Consider the following 17634-nt stretch of genomic DNA (forward strand, 5'->3'; position numbering starts at 1 on the left):
CACCCATGAGCATCGTTGTCACCGGAGCCACCGGACACCTCGGCCGGCTGGTCGTCGAGTCCCTGCTCACCGCCGGCGTCCCGGCCGACGGAATCGTCGCGGGCGTCCGGAACGAGGAGAAGGCGGCGGGTCTGGCGGCACGCGGAATCGAGGTACGGGTCGCCGACTACGACCGTCCCGAGACGCTGGCGGCGGCGTTCCGCGCGGGCGACCGGGTGCTGCTGATCTCCGCGAGCGAGCCCGGCAGGCGCGTACCGCAGCACAGTGCGGTCATCGATGCCGCACGGGCGGCGGGCGTGGCCCAGCTCGCGTACACGGGCGTCCTGGGCGGCCCCGAGGCCGACTTCGACCTGGCCGCCGACCACAAGGAGACCGAGCGGCTGATCCTCGGTTCCGGGCTGCCCTTCACCTTCCTGCGCAATGGCTTCTACACCGAGGTCTACACGGAGAACCTCGCTCCGGTACTGGAGCACAGTGCCGTCGTGGCCAACGCGGGCGAGGGCCGGATCGGCAGCGCCGCCCGCGCGGACTTCGCGGCAGCGGCGGCGGCCGTACTGACCGGTGAGGGGCACCTCAACACGGCGTACGAGCTGAGCGGCGACACGGCGTGGTCGTTCGCCGAGTACGCGGCGGAGCTGTCGCGGCAGACCGGCCGGACCATCCGGTACGACAATGTGCCGGGCGAGGTGCGGCTCGGGATCCTGACCGGCGCGGGGTTGCCCGAGGCGCTGGCCGCGATCCTGGTGGATGTGGACCACGCGGCGGAACGGGGACGGCTCGCCGGCGGTACGGGCGATCTGGCCCGGCTGATCGGCCGCCCGACGACACCGCTCGCCGAGTCGGTCGCCGAGGCGCTCAAGGCCTGACGTACCGTCACCACCCCTTTCGCGACCCGCCCCGCCTCCGTACCGCCTTCCGCGTCGCGCTCGCCCCGGGCCCGTACGTGACCGGGTTCCTGTGCTCGTACCGCGCCCGTACCGTCATGACCGTATGACGGTACGGAAATGACATGCGGCCCCGCCCGGCGCTACTTTCATGGCGGGACGGCGCCGGCGGCGCGGGGCCGCGCGGAGACGGGGCGGGAGCGGGGAGGGCCAGTGAAGGCGGACAGCGAGCAGCGAAGCGGACTGCTGTACGGGATCGGCGCCTACGGGATGTGGGGCTTGGTCCCGCTCTTCTGGCCACTGCTCGAACCGGCCGGCGCGACCGAGATCCTCGCCCACCGGATGGTCTGGTCGCTGGGCGTGGTCGTGATCTGGCTGCTGGCGCTGCGCCACTGGGGCTGGGTCCCCGGGCTGATACGCGAGCCCCGGAAACTGGGGCTCATCGCCGTGGCCGCGGTCACCATCTCCCTCAACTGGGGCTTCTACATCTGGGCGGTCAACAGCGGCCGGGTCGTGGAGGCCTCCCTCGGCTACTTCATCAACCCGCTGGTGACGATCGCCATGGGCGTGCTGCTGCTCAAGGAGCGGCTGCGGCCCGCCCAGTGGACGGCGGTCCTCATCGCCCTCGGCGCCGTGCTGGTCCTGGCGGTGGGGTACGGGCAACCGCCGTGGATCTCGCTGGTGCTGGCGTTCTCGTTCGCGACGTACGGCCTGATCAAGAAGAAGATCAACCTCGGCGGTGTGGAGTCGCTGGCTGCGGAGACCGCGGTCCTGTTCCTGCCCGCGCTCGGCTATCTGATCTGGCAGGGCGCGACCGGTTCCGCCACCTTCGGCCACGAGGGCACGGGCCATATGGCGCTGCTCGCCGCGACGGGCGTGGTCACCGCCCTGCCGCTGGTCTGCTTCGGCGCGGCGGCGATCCGGGTGCCGCTGTCGACGCTGGGGCTGCTGCAGTATCTGGCGCCGGTCTTCCAGTTCCTGCTGGGCGTTCTCTACTTCCATGAGGCGATGCCTCCGGAGCGGTGGGCGGGTTTCTCCCTGGTCTGGCTGGCGCTGGCGGTTCTGACCTGGGACGCGCTGCGGAATGCCCGCCGTACGCGGTCGGAGGCGCTGCGCCTGGCGGCGGCAGCGGCTGCCTCCGCTGCCGCCGCTGCCGCCGCGGAGAACCGCCCGGCACGGGAGCCGGGCGCGGGGCAGGAGAAGGGCGCGGCGCGGGAGCCCTCCCCGAGCCCCCGCGAACCTGCGACCTGACACCTGGCCCGCTCGCGTCCGTCATCGATGCCGGTCATTTCTTGGGTACGGTCCCTCTGCGCGGGACCGAGCGCGGTGTGAGGGTGTGGCGGGGCTCGGGGAAACGCGTCAAGGCGATCTGCCGGATGAACTGGTAAAGGCACGCGCAGGCCGAGATGGGCGGGAGCGCCGCCACCGCGATCCCGGGCAGGGTCTTGGGGGCGGCGCTCACGCACAGCGTCACCGCGACGGACGAGAAGAGCAGCAGGATCAGCCAGGGATGGGTGATCCTGCGGCGGAGCAGCGCGGAACGCAGGATCGAGAACGTCGCCACCAGCCAGGGGCCGAAGACCAGCAGCGGCCACCACCGTGCCAGGCCCGGTGGCGCGACGGTCAGGGCCATCTGTTCGAGCGGCTGGTACGAGACGCTCGCCCCGAGCGCGCTGATGACCGTGACGGCCGCCGCCGTCAGCGTGGACAGCAGCAGACTGAGCACCTTCACCCATGTCCCGGAACCCAGCCGCGGCTCCTTGGGCTTGCGCCGGTTGTGGGACCGCGGGCGCGGTACGCCCATCGGCGGTGGCGGGGCGGCGGCGGCAGGCGCACCGTCTGCCGCCGAGGCGCGCAGAAGCTGGGCCAGCCCCTCTTCGAGACTGATCGTGTCCACGACCGGATCGAATCCGGGCTCCTGGCCGAACCTGGCCTCCGTACCGGGGCCGGCGCCGAGACCGGAAGCGGGGCCGGGGCCGGAGCTGAGGCCAGGGCCTGAACCGGAACCGGAGAGGGAACCGAGACCGGACTCCGGATAGGCGCCGGCCTCGGGAAACGTGACGGATTCCGCATAGGCGCCGGGATCGGGATAGGCACCGTAATCCTGCGGCGAACCGGTCTCCTGCGACAGGCCCGTTCCGAAAGGCTCCCTGGACTCGGCGAAACGGATGTAGTGCGGATCATGGAAATCGGCGTGATCATGCATGGCGCACCTGTCCGGGCCCGCTGTCGGATCCGGAGGCGGCGGCCCGGGGCGCCGGCATGCCGATATGGCTGTGGAAGCCGTCCTCGATACGGTCCATCACCCGCATGAAGTCGTCCAGCAAATCCCCGCAATGGCCTGGTTCCACCAGGTCGGCGCCGTGCACCGGCACTTCCGCGTCACCACCAGGCTCCGCCCTCGTTGGGGACACAACCATGCTTCTGGTAGTGGCGCCCAGGCTCCAACTAATGGGCCAAGAATGCGAATTCGGTGATGTCATACGCAGTAAACGAACGAACACCTTACGACAGTTGCCCGGCAATAGAGTGACCCAAGAACACATGACCATACCGGCGCCTTTCATGGGCGCGGAGTATGCAACAAATACCATCCGCCTAATCGGCCACTCGTATCGATATCGCCCCGATGACGACCGGTCGTGGTCGTATCCGGTCAGGCGCCTGACTGGATCCGGCAGGAAGCGGACATCGTCGGATTCCCAACAGCGGCCGCCGCAGGGGTGGTTCAGACCTCCCGTACCACGCCTGTGACGCACTTCACCCGCAGGGTGGTCAACACGTCAGTCACGGTCACCCCCGGCGACACCTCCGAACGGATGACCGCAGGAACGATTCTTCAGGCGGCCATTCGGGCGCAGGCGGCGTGCACGCGCGGACCGGCCCGAGCGTTGCTGGTTCTGTGTCCCCCCGTCGCACGAGCCACCCGCCGCACGGGCCGCAAAGGGCGCACCGGGCATATGAGCCGTACGAGTCGCACGGGGTCAGGAGACAAGGCATGCAGTACGAAATGCGCGCGCAGTACGCGGACGACTCATCGCCCCGCGACCGGTATCCCCGGCTGGAGGTGTGGCACATGACACGGCTCAACGAGGCGACCGCGCTGTGCGGGCGCGATCTGGACGCCGATGCCCTCACCCAGTCCGAGGAGGCGTGGGGCACCCCCGCCGGACAGCCCCTCTGCCACGCCTGCGGCGCCCTCTACATCCACCAGGTCCCGTAGGACATCCGCCAGGCCCCTGGGCCTGCGCTGTCGGGCCGGACAGGACCTGGCCCGCCCGTCGGCAGCACCCGCGTCCGCACAGCGGACACCCGTGTCCCGATCGCACTCTTGACGGAGAGTCAAGCTCTCACTCACCATTCAGCACGCACAACGCACCAACAGCTCCAACGCCCCACGCCGCAGTCGCCGTGGGGCGTCTTGCACGTTCCGTCCTGTCCCCGTTCGGAATCCGGAGCCCCCACATGAAACTCTCCGTTCCCGGAGTGCGCCGAATACCGGCCGTATCTTCCCGATTCGCCCGAGTCGTCCTGCCCGCCGGGCTGGCCCTCGCCGGACTGGCCGCCGCCACGGCGCCCAGTGCGACCGCGGCGCCCGTGGACTCGCTGAGACCGGCGCAGTCGGCGTCGGCGGCCGTCCTCGCGGCCCCCGACATCCCGCTCGCCAACGTCAAGGCGCATCTGACCCAGCTCTCGTCGATCGCCGCCGCCAACGGCGGCAATCGCGCCCATGGCCGGCCCGGCTATCTGGCGTCCGTCAACTATGTGAAGGGCAAGCTGGACGCGGCCGGGTTCACCACCACCGTCCAGCAGTTCACCTCCAGCGGCGCCACCGGCTACAACCTGATAGCCGACTGGCCGGGCGGTGACCCGAACCAGATCGTCATGGCGGGCTCCCACCTCGACTCGGTCACCGCGGGCGCCGGCATGAACGACAACGGCTCGGGTTCCGCGGCCATCCTGGAGACCGCCCTCGCCGTCTCCCGCGCCCAGCTCCAGCCGGCCAAGCACCTCCGCTTCGCCTGGTGGGGCGCCGAGGAGCTGGGCCTGGTCGGGTCCAGGTACTACGTGACCAACCTGCCGACCGCCGACCGCGCGAAGATCACCGGCTATCTGAACTTCGACATGATCGGCTCCCCGAACCCGGGCTACTTCGTCTACGACGACGACCCGACCATCGAGCAGACCTTCAAGGACTACTACGCGGGCCTCGGTGTCCCGACCGAGATCGAGACCGAGGGCGACGGCCGCTCCGACCACGCCCCGTTCAAGAACGCGGGCGTACCGGTCGGCGGGCTCTTCAGCGGCGCCGACTACATCAAGACCGCGGCCCAGGCCCAGAAGTGGGGCGGCACCTCGGGCCAGGCCTTCGACCGCTGCTACCACTCCTCCTGCGACACCACGGCGAACATCAACGACACCGCGCTCGACCGCAACAGCGACGCCGTCGCCTACGCGGTCTGGGCCCTGTCCGCCGCCCCCGTCCCGCCCACCGGCCCGACCTTCGAGAACCTCACGGACGTCGCCATCCCGGACAACGGCGCCGCCGTCACCTCGGCGGTGACCGTCACCGGCCTTTCGGGCAACGCCCCGCCCACGCTCAGGGTCAGCGTGGACGTCAGGCACACCTGGCGCGGTGATGTGGTCCTCGACCTGGTCGGCCCGAGCGGTACGGCCTACCGGCTCAAGAACTCCAGCAGCAGCGACTCGGCGGACAATGTGATCGCCACGTACACGGTCAACGCGTCGAGCGAGCTCGCCAACGGCACCTGGCGGCTCCGTGCCCAGGACGTCGCCTCCCAGGACACCGGCTACATCAACGGCTGGAGCCTCACCTTCTGAGCCTTGGGCTCACAGCGCCTCACAGCGCCTCAGCCACGCACCGTGCACCGCGCCACCGCATGACCGCGTAACCGCAACCACCGCTGCCCGCCCGGGCCTTGAGCCACCGCCCGGGCGGGCAGCGGCCGTCCACCGCTCAGGCCGTGATGTCCTTCGCGGTGAAGCGGGCCCAGGCCGCCGAGCCGAAGACGGCCGCGTACAGCGCCTGAAGGCCCAGGTTCCTGGCTATCCCGTCCCAGTAGACCGGTTCGCGGAGGAGGTCCGCGAAGGACAGCCAGTAGTGCGGGAAGAGATAGGGCTGTATCGCGTGCAACTGCGGGATCGTGTCCAGGATCTGCGCCGTGATCAGCAGCCCCACGGTCGCCGCCATCGCCGCGATCCCGCTGTTGGTCAGGGTGGAGATGAACAGGCCCAGGGCCGCGAGCCCGGTGAGGGAGGCGGCCACGATCACCGCGATCAGCAGGGCCCGTATCAGCCCGTCCCCGAAGGAGATCCGCGTGCCCGAGATGGTGGTGACCTCGCCCAGCGGGAAGAGCAGCGCTCCGACCGCGAGTGCCGAGGCGGCCACGACCAGGGTGGCGACCAGGCAGAAGGCCATGGTGGAGGCGTACTTGGCGAGCAGCAGCCGGATACGGCCGGACGGCGCGACCAGGAGATAGCGCAGTGTCCCGCCATGCGCCTCGCCCGCGACCGCGTCGCCCGCGATCACTCCGACCGCCATCGGCAGGAACACGGGCAGGGTCGCGGCGAGCGCGGCGAAGACCAGGAACAGGCCGTTGTTGGTGATCTGCGTCAGAAAGGCGGGCCCGCCACCGCCCGGACCGCCGCCGGGGCCGCCGCCCGCTCCCCCGCCGTCACTCGTCTCGATCTTCACCGCGATACCGATGAGGACAGGAACGGCCGCCAACACGCCCAGCAGCGCGAGGGTGCGCCAGCGTCTGAAGGTGGTGGTCAGCTCGGAGCGGAACAGCCCCAGCGTCCACCACAGCCGCACCTCACGGCCCCCCGCGCCGCCCGCCGGTGACTCCGCCCGCGTACTCGCCGCGTCCAGCACCTCCGCGCCCGTCCCGCCCTCAGCCCGCGACATCGAAGCCCTCCCCGGTCAGCGCCACGAAGGCGTCCTCCAGCGAGGCCCGCTCGATCCCGAAGGCCCGCACCCGCACCCCAGCCCCCACCAGCGCGGCATTGAGGTCCGCCGGATCCAGCGGCTCCCCCTCGGCCGTGGGCAGTTCCCCGGTCACCCGGTCGTCCGTCATGACCACATCGGTCACTCCGCGCTCCTTCAGCACCCGCGCGGCCTCGCCCGGGTCGGGGGTGGTGACGGCCAGCCTGCCCCGGGTCCCTGCCGCCAGATCGGCGACCGGGCCCTGGATGATCAGCCGCCCCTGGGCCATCACGGCGGCGTGCGTGCAGACCTGCTCGATCTCGTCCAGGAGGTGCGACGAGAGAAAGACGGTCGTACCGTCCGCGGCCAGTTCCCGCACCAGGGTCCGGATCTCCCGCATGCCCTGCGGGTCCAGCCCGTTCGTGGGCTCGTCGAGCACCAGCAGCCGACGCGGTTGCAGCAGGGCCGCGGCGAGCCCGAGCCGTTGCTTCATACCGAGGGAGTACGCCTTGGCCTTCTTGCCGGCCGCCGCCGTCAGCCCGACCCGGTCCAGGGCCTCGGCCACCCGGGTGAGGCGGGTACGGGGATCGGCGGTCGGATCGGCCGAGTCGTACCGTACGAGATTGTCGCGGCCGGTGAGGAAGCCGTACAGCGCGGGCCCCTCGATCAGCGCCCCCACCTGCGGCAGCACGGCACGGGCCGCGCGCGGCACCGGGCGGCCGAGGAGTGTCGCCGAGCCCGCGGTCGGCTGGATCAGCCCCATCAGCATCCGGATGGTGGTGGTCTTGCCCGAGCCGTTGGGGCCGAGGAAACCGAAGACGCTGCCCGCGGGCACGGTCAGATCGAGGCGGTCGACCGCGAGCTGCCCGCCGCGGAAGCGCTTGGTGAGCCCACGCGTCTCGATCACATGAGGCGCGTGCGGTGCGTGCGGCACGGGCGGCGTGCCCGGATCGCCCGGCACCGCTCCGATGACGGCTGTCATCCCGCTCCCCCTTCCCGCTCCCGTTCTTGTCCCGCTCCCGTTCTCCGGCGGGCGCGCCGCCTGCGGTGCTCCCGCCGGCCTCACTGCTCCCGCCGGCCTCGCCAGCCTCGCCGGTCCGCCGGAGGTGATCCTCGCGCGCCCTTTCGAGACAAGAACGGACCGGCCCCGGTCAGCGTTCCGCCCCGCCGCACACAGTGCGCGACGGGGCGGTCCGCTACGGCGTCACTTGGCCTCGTTGGCCGCCTTGACCAGCACGTCCTTCGTCACGGCACCGACATAGACCTTGCCGTCATCCGTCAACAGAGCGTTGACCAGGCGGGTCTTGTAGACGGTGCCCGAGCCGAACTTGCCGCTGACCTTGTCGCCCAGCGCGTCCAGGAACGACTGCGCCTCGGCCGGCAGGTCGCCCGCCCCCGCCGACGACGCGGCCGCCGAAGGTACGTCCGTACCGCCCGGAGTCGTCAGCTCGTAGACCGCGTTCCAGCCCTTGCCGATGACCTTCTGGCTGCCGGACTCCTTGAAGGCGTCCACATCGCCCTTGGGGATCTCCGGCGCCTCGTGCTCCTCACCCTGCGTCACCTTCGCGCCCTTGGGAGGCGTGAAGTCGAAGGTGGAGGCGGCGGGCTTGGCGAACTCGACCGTGGTGAAGCCGATGTCGAGTACGGCCTTGCCGCCGCTGCTCGGCGTGAGCGTGAACTTGAGCGGGGTGCCGGTCTCCGCGTCGACCGCGATCTTGATCGAGCCGACCGTCGAACCGCTCTGCTTGGGCTTGATCAGGAGCTGGTAGGCGTCCCGCCCGGCGATCCGGGCCGTACCGTCGACGCTCACCGAGGTGGTGTCGCCGGAGGCCTTCAGTGCCTGCTCGGCGAAGTCCTGCGGGGTGGCGGGAGCGCCCTCGGCACCCGCGCCCTTCTCGCCCCACTGGTGCTTCCCCTTGCCCGCGCCCGCGTCCTTCCAGGCGTCCTTCCCCGCGTCCTTCCCGTCGTCCTTGGGGGAAGTCGCGTGGTACGCCTCGTTGGAGGCGCTGTCGTACGCCCAGACCTCGTCGCCGTTGCGGATCAGGCTGTACTCGGCGGCGTCGTCCAGGACCGAGATCCGCTGCTTGTCGGGGCCGTCCGCCGCGATCCGCAACGTGTGCGTACCGGAGGTGAGCTCCATCAGCTTGGCGTTCGGGTCGGCGGTGGAACCGCCCGCGCCCGCGTCGCCCTTGGGCATGAGCGCGCCGCCCGCCGCGCCGCCGAGGCCGCCCAGCGAAGGCAGGCCCAGATCCGTGGTGATCTTCACCGAGCCGGAGAGCTGCTCGGTGTCGGACGCGGCGATCTTCTCGATGAGTTCCTGTGCGCTGATCTTCGGCAGCTCGGGGTCCCCGGTCGCGGCCAGTGCCGGGACGAGCCCGATGGTCGCCGCAGCCACCCCCGCCACCGCGACAGGGACCGCGTAACGCGCCGCCATGCGGCGGCCCGCGCCGGGCTCCCTGTCCTCCTCGGTGGTCTGTGCGCTGTCGTTCGGTGCCATGTGTGCCCTACCTCCGTGGTCGGCGGCCTTCCGTCCTCTGCACGTGTCCACCCCGCGCCGCCATTCTCACCCGAATTGGTCAGGAGTGGTGTTGTCCATCTGACCAAATCGGCCGCCTGTAGGCGTCAGACCCCGGAAGCAACTTCAGGTACTGCTCAGGGATGACATTTCGAGGAGATGCCTCTCGCGGCCCGTAGGGGACGGCCGTTGACCGGCGCGAAGACCCCGCGGGAGCACCGTTACGCGCCGCCGTCACCGCCACCACCTGAGTGATGAGGGGCCGTCAGCCCGCTCGGGGGACAGGCCCGGAGGGCGTCATCCGAACGGACGCGGTCGGCGTCAGAACGCGACCGACGTCAGCCCGCCCGGTGGACCACCGCGTCGCACAGCTCCACCAGCGCCGCCTTCGCGTAGCACTCCGGCAGCGGTGCCAGCGTCGACCGCGCCTCCTCCGCGTACCGCACCGTTTCGCGCCGCGCCTGCTCCAGCGCGGGATGCGCGCGCAGCCGCCGCAGCGCCTCCGCGTGCCGCGCCTCGTCCGCCAGATCGCCGTCCAGCAGCTCGACCAGCGCCAGGTCGTCCGGGAGCCGGTGGGCCTCGGCCTGCGCCCGCAGCAGCAGCACCGGCAGCGTCGGGATGCCCTCGCGCAGGTCCGTGCCGGGGGTCTTGCCGGACTCGTGCGAGTCGCTGGCGACGTCGAGGACATCGTCGGCGAGCTGGAAGGCGACACCGAGCCGCTCGCCGTACTGGGTGAGGATGTCGACGACGGTCTCGTCCGCGCCGGACATCATCGCGCCGAACCGGCCCGAGACCGCGATCAGCGAGCCCGTCTTGCCGCCGATCACATCGAGGTAGTGCGCGACCGGATCGCGTCCGTCGCGCGGCCCGGCCGTCTCCAGGATCTGGCCGGTCACCAGCCGCTCGAACGCCTCCGCCTGGATACGGACGGCCTCGGGGCCCAGGTCCGCCAGGATGTGCGAGGCGCGGGCGAAGAGGAAGTCACCCGTGAGGACGGCGACCGAATTGCCCCAGCGGGCGTTCGCGCTGTCCACCCCGCGGCGGACCGTCCCCTCGTCCATCACATCGTCGTGGTACAGCGTCGCGAGATGGGTCAGCTCGACGACCACGGCCGCGGGGACGACCCCGGGCGCGTACGGGTCGCCGAACTGCGCGGCGAGCATCACCAGCAGCGGCCTGAACCGCTTGCCCCCGGCCCGTACGAGATGCTGAGCGGCCTCCGTGATGAAGAGCACCTCGCTCTTGGTGGCATCGAGCAGCCCCGCCTCGACGGCCGCCAGTCCGGTCTGGACATCGGCCTCAAGAGCCTGGTCCCGCACGCTCAGCCCGAACGGCCCGACGACGGTCACGAGAGGTACTCCTGTCTGCTGACGATCACACGGATTGTCGATGTGTCGCTGTCATCACTCAAGTCAGCGTATCGGGTCGCCTTTCGATCACCATGGGCGCCTTCCCGGCACCGCCGGTATGTTCGGGATCAGTCATACGACCTGGAGCAACGGTTTTGTCCGGAACGGCTGCCGACGCCCAGGCGAACACCGAGCGGCCTCCGCCGGTCGCCGGACTTGCCGCGCCGTACCCCGTCACACGGCCGCACCGCACCCCGCCACCCCGCCTCCGGCACCCCCGGCGACAGGGTGCCCGCCGTGTCCCACGTGCTCTCCACCGGCGCGTACCGACCGCGCCCGGAGGGCTACCGCCGGTACGGTCCGCACACCTCCCCGCCCACCTGGTACTTTCCGGTCGAAGCGGGCTTTTCGCCACTGCCGCGCCGGGGCGGCGTCGACGTAACGTGTCCTGCACCGATCCGGAAAGCGAGGCAGCACCGATGCCCGAGCAGAGCCCGCTCGTACCGGCCGAGGGCGACCCCTTCGGCCCGCACAACCTGCCGTACGGAGTCTTCTCCACGGCCGACGAGCCCGACCGCCGCCGGCTGGGGGTCCGTATCGGCGACCAGGTGCTCGACGCGGGGGCCGCTGCGCACGCCCTGGGCTCCCCGTACGCGGCACTGCTCGACCGGCCCGGCCTCAACCCCCTGATGGCGGCCGGGCGCACGGCCTGGCGCGATGTACGGCGGGCGCTGACCGCGTGGGTCACCGTCCCGGCGCACCGCGCGGACATAGAGCCCCTCCTCCACCCGCTCGGCTCCGTCACCCTGCATCTGCCGTACGAGGTCGCGGACTATGTCGACTTCTACGCGAGCGAGCACCACGCCGCCAACGTGGGGCGGATCTTCCGGCCCGGCGGCGCCGCGCTGACCCCCAACTGGAAGCATCTGCCGATCGGTTACCACGGCCGGGCCGGCACGGTCGTGGTCTCCGGTACGGACGTGGTGCGCCCGTCGGGGCAGCGCAAGGGCCCGGCCGACCCGGTGCCCGTCTTCGGTCCTTCCACGAAACTCGACATCGAGGCGGAGGTCGCCTTCGTCGTCGGCGCGCCCTCGGCGCGGGGCTCCGCGGTCGAGTCGGCCGCCTTCCGCGACCATGTCTTCGGGCTCTCCCTGCTCAACGACTGGTCGGCGCGCGACATCCAGGCGTGGGAGTACGTACCGCTCGGCCCGTTCCTCGGGAAGTCCTTCGCCACCTCCGTATCGGCCTGGGTGACCCCCCTGGAGGCCCTGGACGCGGCCAGGGTGGCGCCCCCGGCCCGTACCGAACCGCTGCTCCCCTATCTGGACGACGCGGACGACGAGGAGCCGGGCGGCTTCGACCTGCGGATCACGGTGTCCCTCAACGGCCGGGTGATCTCGGAGCCGCCGTTCTCGGCGATGTACTGGACGGCCGCCCAGCAGCTCGCCCATATGACGGTCAACGGCGCCTCGCTCCGTACGGGCGACCTCTTCGCGTCCGGTACGGTCAGCGGCCCCGCGCGCGACGAGCGCGGCTCTTTGCTCGAACTCACCTGGAACGGCACCGAGCCGCTCGAACTGCCTGACGGCAAGCGGACGTTCCTGGAGGACGGCGACGAGGTCACCCTCACCGCCTGGGCGCCGGGCCCCGACGGCACCCGGGTCGGGCTGGGCAAGGTGACGGGTCGGGTCGTCTCCGGCTGAGACACGCACAGGGCCCGGCACCTCGGTGAGGTGCCGGGCCCTGCTGTCCGTCCGTACGGACACACACGGAGCCGTACGGAGATGCCCCGGCCGGGGCGGAGAGGCTCAGCGCACAAAGCCCCCGGCCTGGCTCGCCAGATCCAGGAAGTACTGCGGCGCCACGCCCAGCACCAGGGTGACCACCACCCCGACCCCGATGGCCATGGTCGTCAGCGCCGAGGGCACCGCGACCGTCGGGCCCTCGGGCCTCGGCTCGCTGAAGAACATCAGCACGATGACCCGGATGTAGAAGAACGCCGCGATGGCCGAGGCGATCACACCGACCACCACCAGCGCGCCCGCGCCGCCGTCGGCCGCCGCCTTGAACACCGCGAACTTCCCGGAGAAGCCCGAGGTCAGCGGGATACCGGCGAAGGCCAGCAGAAAGACCGCGAAGACCGCCGCCACCAGCGGTGAACGCCGCCCGAGCCCGGCCCACTTGGACAGATGCGTCGCCTCGCCGCCCGCGTCGCGCACCAGCGTGACGACCGCGAACGCGCCGATCGTGACGAAGGAGTACGCCGCCAGATAGAAGAGGACGGACGAGATGCCCTCGGGGGTCGCGGCGATCACACCGGCCAGGATGAAGCCCGCGTGCGCGATGGAGGAGTACGCCAGGAGCCGCTTTATGTCGGTCTGGGTGATCGCGACGATCGCGCCGCCCAGCATGGTGACGATGACCACGGCCCACATCACCGGCCGCCAGTCCCAGCGCAGCCCCGGCAGGACCACGTACAGCAGCCGCAGCAGCGCGCCGAAGGCCGCCACCTTCGTCGCGGCGGCCATGAAGCCGGTGACGGGGGTGGGGGCGCCCTGGTAGACGTCCGGGGTCCACATGTGGAACGGGACCGCGCCGACCTTGAACAGCAGCCCCATCAGGATCAGCGCGCCGCCGATGAGCAGCAGCGCGTCGTTCCCCATGGTGTCGGCGAGCGCCGGGCTGACGTTCTGGACGGTGCCGTCGACGACCTCCGCGATCCGCGCGTACGACACGGAGCCCGCGTAGCCGTACAGCAGGGCGATCCCGAAGAGCAGGAAGGCCGACGAGAAGGCGCCCAGCAGGAAGTACTTCACCGCGGCCTCCTGCGACATCAGCCGCTTGCGGCGGGCGAGGGCGCAGAGGAGATAGAGCGGGAGCGAGAAGACTTCCAGGGCGATGAAGAGTGTCAGCAGATCGTTGGCCGCCGGGAAGACCAGCATGCCCGCGACGGCGAACAGGGCCAGCGGGAACACCTCGGTGGTGGTGAACCCGGCCCTGACCGCGTCCTTCTCGCTGTCGCTGCCGGGCACGGCCGCGGCCTGCGCGGCGAACGAGTCGACCCGGCTGCCGTGCGACTCCGGGTCGAGCCTGCGCTCGGCGAAGGTGAACACGGCGACGACCGAGGCCAGCAGGATCGTGCCCTGGAGGAAGAGCGTCGGGCCGTCGATGGCGATGGCGCCCATGGCCGCGAGGTGCTTCTTGGTCGTGCCGTATCCGCCGGCCGCCAGGGCGACCACCGAGGCGAAGGCGGCGGCCAGGGCGACCAGGGAGAGGAAGAGCTGCGCGTGGTAGCGCCCCTTGCGAGGGATGAACGCCTCGATCAGGATCCCCAGGACCGCGGCGCCCGCCACGATCAGGGTGGGGGCGAGCTGCGCGTATTCGATGGTCGGGGCGGGGATCTTGTCGATCCCGCCCGCCGCCGTCGTTGTCCACAGGCTGTGGACGGCTGTCGCACTCACGGGGCGGCCTCCACCTCGGGCTTGGGGTCGGTCTGCTGTACGTCGGACATCGTGTGCTCCACCGCCGGGTTGACGATCTCGGTGAGCGGCTTCGGATAGACGCCCAGGAACAGGAGCAGCGCGATCAGCGGGGCGACCACCACCAGCTCCCGGACCTTCAGATCGGGCATGCCCTGGACCTCGGCCTTCACCGGTCCGGTCATCGTGCGCTGGTAGAGCACCAGGACATAGAGCGCGGCCAGCACGATGCCGATGGTGGCGATGATGCCGACCACCGGATACCTGCTGAAGGTGCCGACCAGGACCAGGAACTCACTCACGAACGGGGAGAGCCCCGGCAGCGAGAGGGTCGCGAGACCGCCGACCAGGAAGGTGCCCGCGAGGACCGGGGCGACCTTCTGCACCCCGCCGTAGTCCGCGATGAGCCGCGAGCCGCGCCGGGTGATCAGGAAGCCGGCCACCAGCATCAGCGCGGCCGTGGAGATCCCGTGGTTGACCATGTAGAGGGTGGCGCCGGACTGGCCCTGGCTGGTCATGGCGAAGATGCCCATGATGATGAAGCCGAAGTGCGAGATCGAGGCGTAGGCGATCAGCCGCTTCATGTCGCGCTGGCCGACCGCGAGCAGTGCTCCGTACACGATGCTGATCAGCGCCAACACCAGGATCACCGGGGTGGCCCACTTCGACGCCTCCGGGAAGAGCTGGAGGCAGAAGCGCAGCATCGCGAACGTGCCGACCTTGTCGACCACCGCGGTGATCAGGACTGCGACGGGCGCGGTGGACTCGCCCATGGCGTTGGGCAGCCAGGTGTGCAGCGGCCACAGCGGCGCCTTCACGGCGAACGCGAAGAAGAAGCCGAGGAAGAGCCACCGCTCGGTGCTGGTCGCCATCGACAGGGAGCCGCTGGCGCGGGCCTCGGCGATCTCGGAGAGCGAGAAGCTCCCCGCGACCACATACAGCCCGATGACCGCGGCCAGCATGATCAGACCGCCGACCAGGTTGTACAGGAGGAACTTGACGGCAGCGTACGAGCGCTGGGTCGCCGCCGCCTCGTCCCCGCCTGCGTGCGCGCGGTCACCGAAGCCGCCGATGAGGAAGTACATCGGGATGAGCATGGCTTCGAAGAGGATGTAGAAGAGGAAGACGTCGGTGGCCTCGAAGGAGAGGATCACCATCGCCTCGACCATCAGGATCAGCGCGAAGAAGCCCTGGGTCGGCCGCCAGCGGCGGTTCGGGTTCACATCCTCCAGCGGGTCGGCGTCATGCCAGCCGGCCAGGATGACAAAGGGGATCAGCAGCGCGGTCAGGGCGAGGAGCGCCACCCCGATGCCGTCCACGCCCAGTTCGTACCGCACCCCGAAGTCGGAGATCCAGGCGTGCGACTCGGTGAGCTGATAGCGGGCACCGCCCGGCTCGAAGCGGACCACCGCCACGGCGGCCAGCACCAGGGTGGCCAGGGAGAAGAGCAGGGCCAGCCATTTGGCGGCGGAGCGCCGGGCGGCCGGGACGGCCGCCGTGGCGATCGCGCCGACCGCGGGCAGCACCGCCGTGGCCGTCAGAAGGGGGAACGACATATCCGGTTACACCGCCCTCATCAGCAGGGTCGCGGCGATGAGCACTGCCGTACCTCCGAACATCGAGACCGCATAGGTGCGGGCGTAGCCGTTCTGCAGCTTGCGCAGCCGGCCGGAGAGCCCGCCGAACGACGCCGCCGTGCCATTGACCACTCCGTCGACCAGGGTGTGGTCGACATAGACCAGGGAGCGGGTGAGGTGCTCGCCGCCGCGGACCAGGACCACATGGTTGAAGTCGTCCTGGAGCAGATCGCGGCGGGCGGCCCGGGTGAGCAGCGAACCGCGCGGGGCGGTCACCGGAACCGGCTTGCGTCCGTACATCAGCCAGGCCAGGGCGACACCGAGCACCAGGACGACCATGGTGGCGCCGGTCACGGTGGCGGCGCTGATCGGCGCCTCTCCGTGGTGGTATCCGGTGACGGGCTCCAGCCAGTGCACGAACCGGTCGCCGATGGAGAAGAACCCGCCCGCGAAGACCGAACCGACGGCCAGCAGGATCATCGGGATGGTCATGGACCGGGGCGACTCGTGCGGATGCGGCGCGTTCCCGTTCTCGTCGGGCTGCCAGCGCTTCTCGCCGAAGAAGGTCAGCAGCATCACCCGGGTCATGTAGAACGCGGTGATCGCCGCGCCCAGCAGGGTGACGGCGCCGAGGATCCAGCCTTCCGTACCGCCCTTGGCGAAGGCCGCCTCGATGATCTTGTCCTTGGAGAAGAAGCCGGACAGACCGGGGAAGCCGATGATCGCCAGATAGCCCAGGCCGAAGGTCACGAAGGTGACCGGCATGTACTTCCGCAGGCCGCCGTACTTGCGCATGTCGACCTCGTCGTTCATGCCGTGCATGACCGAACCGGCCCCGAGGAACAGCCCGGCCTTGAAGAAGCCGTGCGTCACCAGGTGCATGATCGCGAAGACATAGCCGATCGGGCCGAGGCCCGCCGCCAGGATCATGTAGCCGATCTGGGACATCGTCGAACCGGCGAGGGCCTTCTTGATGTCGTCCTTGGCGCAACCGACGATCGCACCGAAGAGGAGCGTCACCGCGCCGACCACCACGACCACGAGCTGGGCGTCCGGGGCCGCGTTGAAGATCGCTCCGGACCGGGTGATCAGATAGACGCCCGCGGTCACCATCGTCGCCGCGTGGATCAGGGCCGAGACCGGGGTCGGGCCCTCCATCGCGTCACCGAGCCAGGACTGGAGCGGCACCTGCGCCGACTTGCCGCACGCGGCGAGCAGCAGCATCAGACCGATCGCGGTCAGCTTGCCCTCGGTGGCGTCCCCCGTGGACCCCAGGACCGGCCCGAAGGCGAAGGTCCCGAAGGTGGTGAACATCAGCATGATCGCGATCGACAGACCCATGTCGCCGACGCGGTTGACCAGGAAGGCCTTCTTGGCGGCGGTGGCCGCGCTGGGCTTGTGCTGCCAGAACCCGATGAGCAGGTACGAGGCGAGACCGACGCCCTCCCAGCCCATGTACAGCAGCAGATAGTTGTCGGCGAGGACCAGCAGCAGCATCGCCGCCAGGAACAGGTTCAGATAGCCGAAGAAGCGGCGGCGCCGCTCGTCGTGCTCCATGTACCCGATCGAGTAGATGTGGATCAGTGTGCCCACACCGGTGATCAGCAGGACGAAGGTCATCGACAACTGGTCGAGCTGGAAGGCGATGTCCGCCTGGAAGCCCTCGACGGGAATCCAACTGAACAGGTGCTGGTGCAGTGTCCGTCCGTCACCGCTCTTGCCGAGCATGTCGCTGAACAGCACCACGCCGACCACGAAGGACGCGGCCGCCAGCAGTGTGCCGAGCCAGTGGCCCACGCGGTCGAGCCGGCGGCCCCCGCAGAGGAGGACCGCTGCTCCCAGTAGAGGCGCCGCGATGAGCAGCGCGATCAAGTTCTCCACGA

At 70.4% G+C, this 17634-nt stretch carries 14 protein-coding genes; 5 read left to right on the forward strand and 9 right to left on the reverse strand.

Annotated features, from left to right (window positions below):
* Positions 1-5 precede the first annotated feature (5 nt).
* Together KQY30_RS14260 and rarD are read left to right on the forward strand one after the other, a co-directional pair.
* Complete coding sequence (locus KQY30_RS14260; protein ID WP_217307138.1) at positions 6-866, forward strand: SDR family oxidoreductase; 861 nt, start codon at positions 6-8, stop codon at positions 864-866.
* A 231-nt stretch (positions 867-1097) separates the two neighbouring features.
* The gene (gene rarD / locus KQY30_RS14265; RefSeq protein WP_217307139.1) at positions 1098-2135 is read left to right on the forward strand and encodes an EamA family transporter RarD; all 1038 of its coding nucleotides are present in this window, start codon (positions 1098-1100) and stop codon (positions 2133-2135) included.
* A gap of 34 nt (positions 2136-2169) precedes the next feature.
* On the opposite strand, the gene KQY30_RS14270 is transcribed toward rarD, so the two are convergent.
* Together KQY30_RS14270 and KQY30_RS14275 are read right to left on the reverse strand one after the other, a co-directional pair.
* Complete coding sequence (locus KQY30_RS14270) at positions 2170-3090, reverse strand: DUF2637 domain-containing protein (RefSeq protein ID WP_217307140.1); 921 nt, start codon at positions 3088-3090, stop codon at positions 2170-2172.
* Positions 3083-3298, reverse strand: a complete 216-nt coding sequence (locus tag KQY30_RS14275) for a hypothetical protein (protein ID WP_217307141.1) — start codon at positions 3296-3298, stop codon at positions 3083-3085. The genes KQY30_RS14270 and KQY30_RS14275 overlap by 8 nt, the downstream gene beginning before the upstream one ends.
* 584 nt (positions 3299-3882) lie before the next feature.
* Between KQY30_RS14275 and KQY30_RS14280 the strand changes: the two genes are divergently transcribed.
* Both KQY30_RS14280 and KQY30_RS14285 read left to right on the forward strand, forming a co-directional pair.
* Positions 3883-4107 carry a hypothetical protein gene (locus KQY30_RS14280; RefSeq protein WP_217307142.1) on the forward strand — a complete coding sequence of 75 codons (225 nt, stop codon included), beginning with the start codon at positions 3883-3885 and terminating at the stop codon, positions 4105-4107.
* Between the two features lie 242 nt (positions 4108-4349).
* Entirely contained in the window at positions 4350-5726 is a 1377-nt protein-coding gene (locus KQY30_RS14285; protein ID WP_217307143.1) for a M28 family peptidase, read from the forward strand.
* A gap of 136 nt (positions 5727-5862) precedes the next feature.
* Here KQY30_RS14285 and KQY30_RS14290 read toward each other — a convergent pair whose 3' ends face one another.
* From KQY30_RS14290 to KQY30_RS14305, 4 genes are all read right to left on the reverse strand, one after another.
* Positions 5863-6813, reverse strand: a complete 951-nt coding sequence (locus KQY30_RS14290; protein WP_217307144.1) for an ABC transporter permease — start codon at positions 6811-6813, stop codon at positions 5863-5865.
* The gene (locus KQY30_RS14295) at positions 6800-7813 is read right to left on the reverse strand and encodes an ABC transporter ATP-binding protein (RefSeq protein WP_217307145.1); all 1014 of its coding nucleotides are present in this window, start codon (positions 7811-7813) and stop codon (positions 6800-6802) included. The genes KQY30_RS14290 and KQY30_RS14295 overlap by 14 nt, the downstream gene beginning before the upstream one ends.
* A 222-nt stretch (positions 7814-8035) precedes the next feature.
* A complete protein-coding gene (locus KQY30_RS14300) occupies positions 8036-9328 on the reverse strand; it encodes a DUF2092 domain-containing protein (protein ID WP_217307146.1) in 1293 nt (430 codons plus the stop codon).
* A gap of 356 nt (positions 9329-9684) precedes the next feature.
* Positions 9685-10695, reverse strand: a complete 1011-nt coding sequence (locus KQY30_RS14305) for a polyprenyl synthetase family protein (RefSeq protein WP_217307147.1) — start codon at positions 10693-10695, stop codon at positions 9685-9687.
* Between the two features lie 479 nt (positions 10696-11174).
* Here KQY30_RS14305 and fahA point away from each other — a divergent pair, with 479 nt between their 5' ends.
* Positions 11175-12398, forward strand: a complete 1224-nt coding sequence (gene fahA, locus KQY30_RS14310; RefSeq protein WP_217307148.1) for a fumarylacetoacetase — start codon at positions 11175-11177, stop codon at positions 12396-12398.
* A 105-nt stretch (positions 12399-12503) separates the two neighbouring features.
* On the opposite strand, the gene nuoN is transcribed toward fahA, so the two are convergent.
* The 3 genes from nuoN to nuoL are packed head-to-tail and all read right to left on the reverse strand — an operon-like array spanning position 12504 to position 17632.
* Positions 12504-14156 (reverse strand): NADH-quinone oxidoreductase subunit NuoN, encoded by a 1653-nt coding sequence (gene nuoN / locus KQY30_RS14315; RefSeq protein ID WP_217307149.1) that lies wholly within the window; start codon positions 14154-14156, stop codon positions 12504-12506.
* Positions 14153-15730, reverse strand: a complete 1578-nt coding sequence (locus KQY30_RS14320; protein ID WP_217307150.1) for an NADH-quinone oxidoreductase subunit M — start codon at positions 15728-15730, stop codon at positions 14153-14155. Before KQY30_RS14320 ends, nuoN begins: the two co-directional genes overlap by 4 nt.
* A 6-nt stretch (positions 15731-15736) precedes the next feature.
* Positions 15737-17632 (reverse strand): NADH-quinone oxidoreductase subunit L, encoded by a 1896-nt coding sequence (nuoL, locus tag KQY30_RS14325; protein ID WP_217307151.1) that lies wholly within the window; start codon positions 17630-17632, stop codon positions 15737-15739.
* Positions 17633-17634 lie beyond the last annotated feature (2 nt).

The sequence above is a fragment of the Streptomyces sp. GMY02 genome (assembly GCF_019056675.1).
GTDB lineage: Bacteria > Actinomycetota > Actinomycetes > Streptomycetales > Streptomycetaceae > Streptomyces > Streptomyces odonnellii.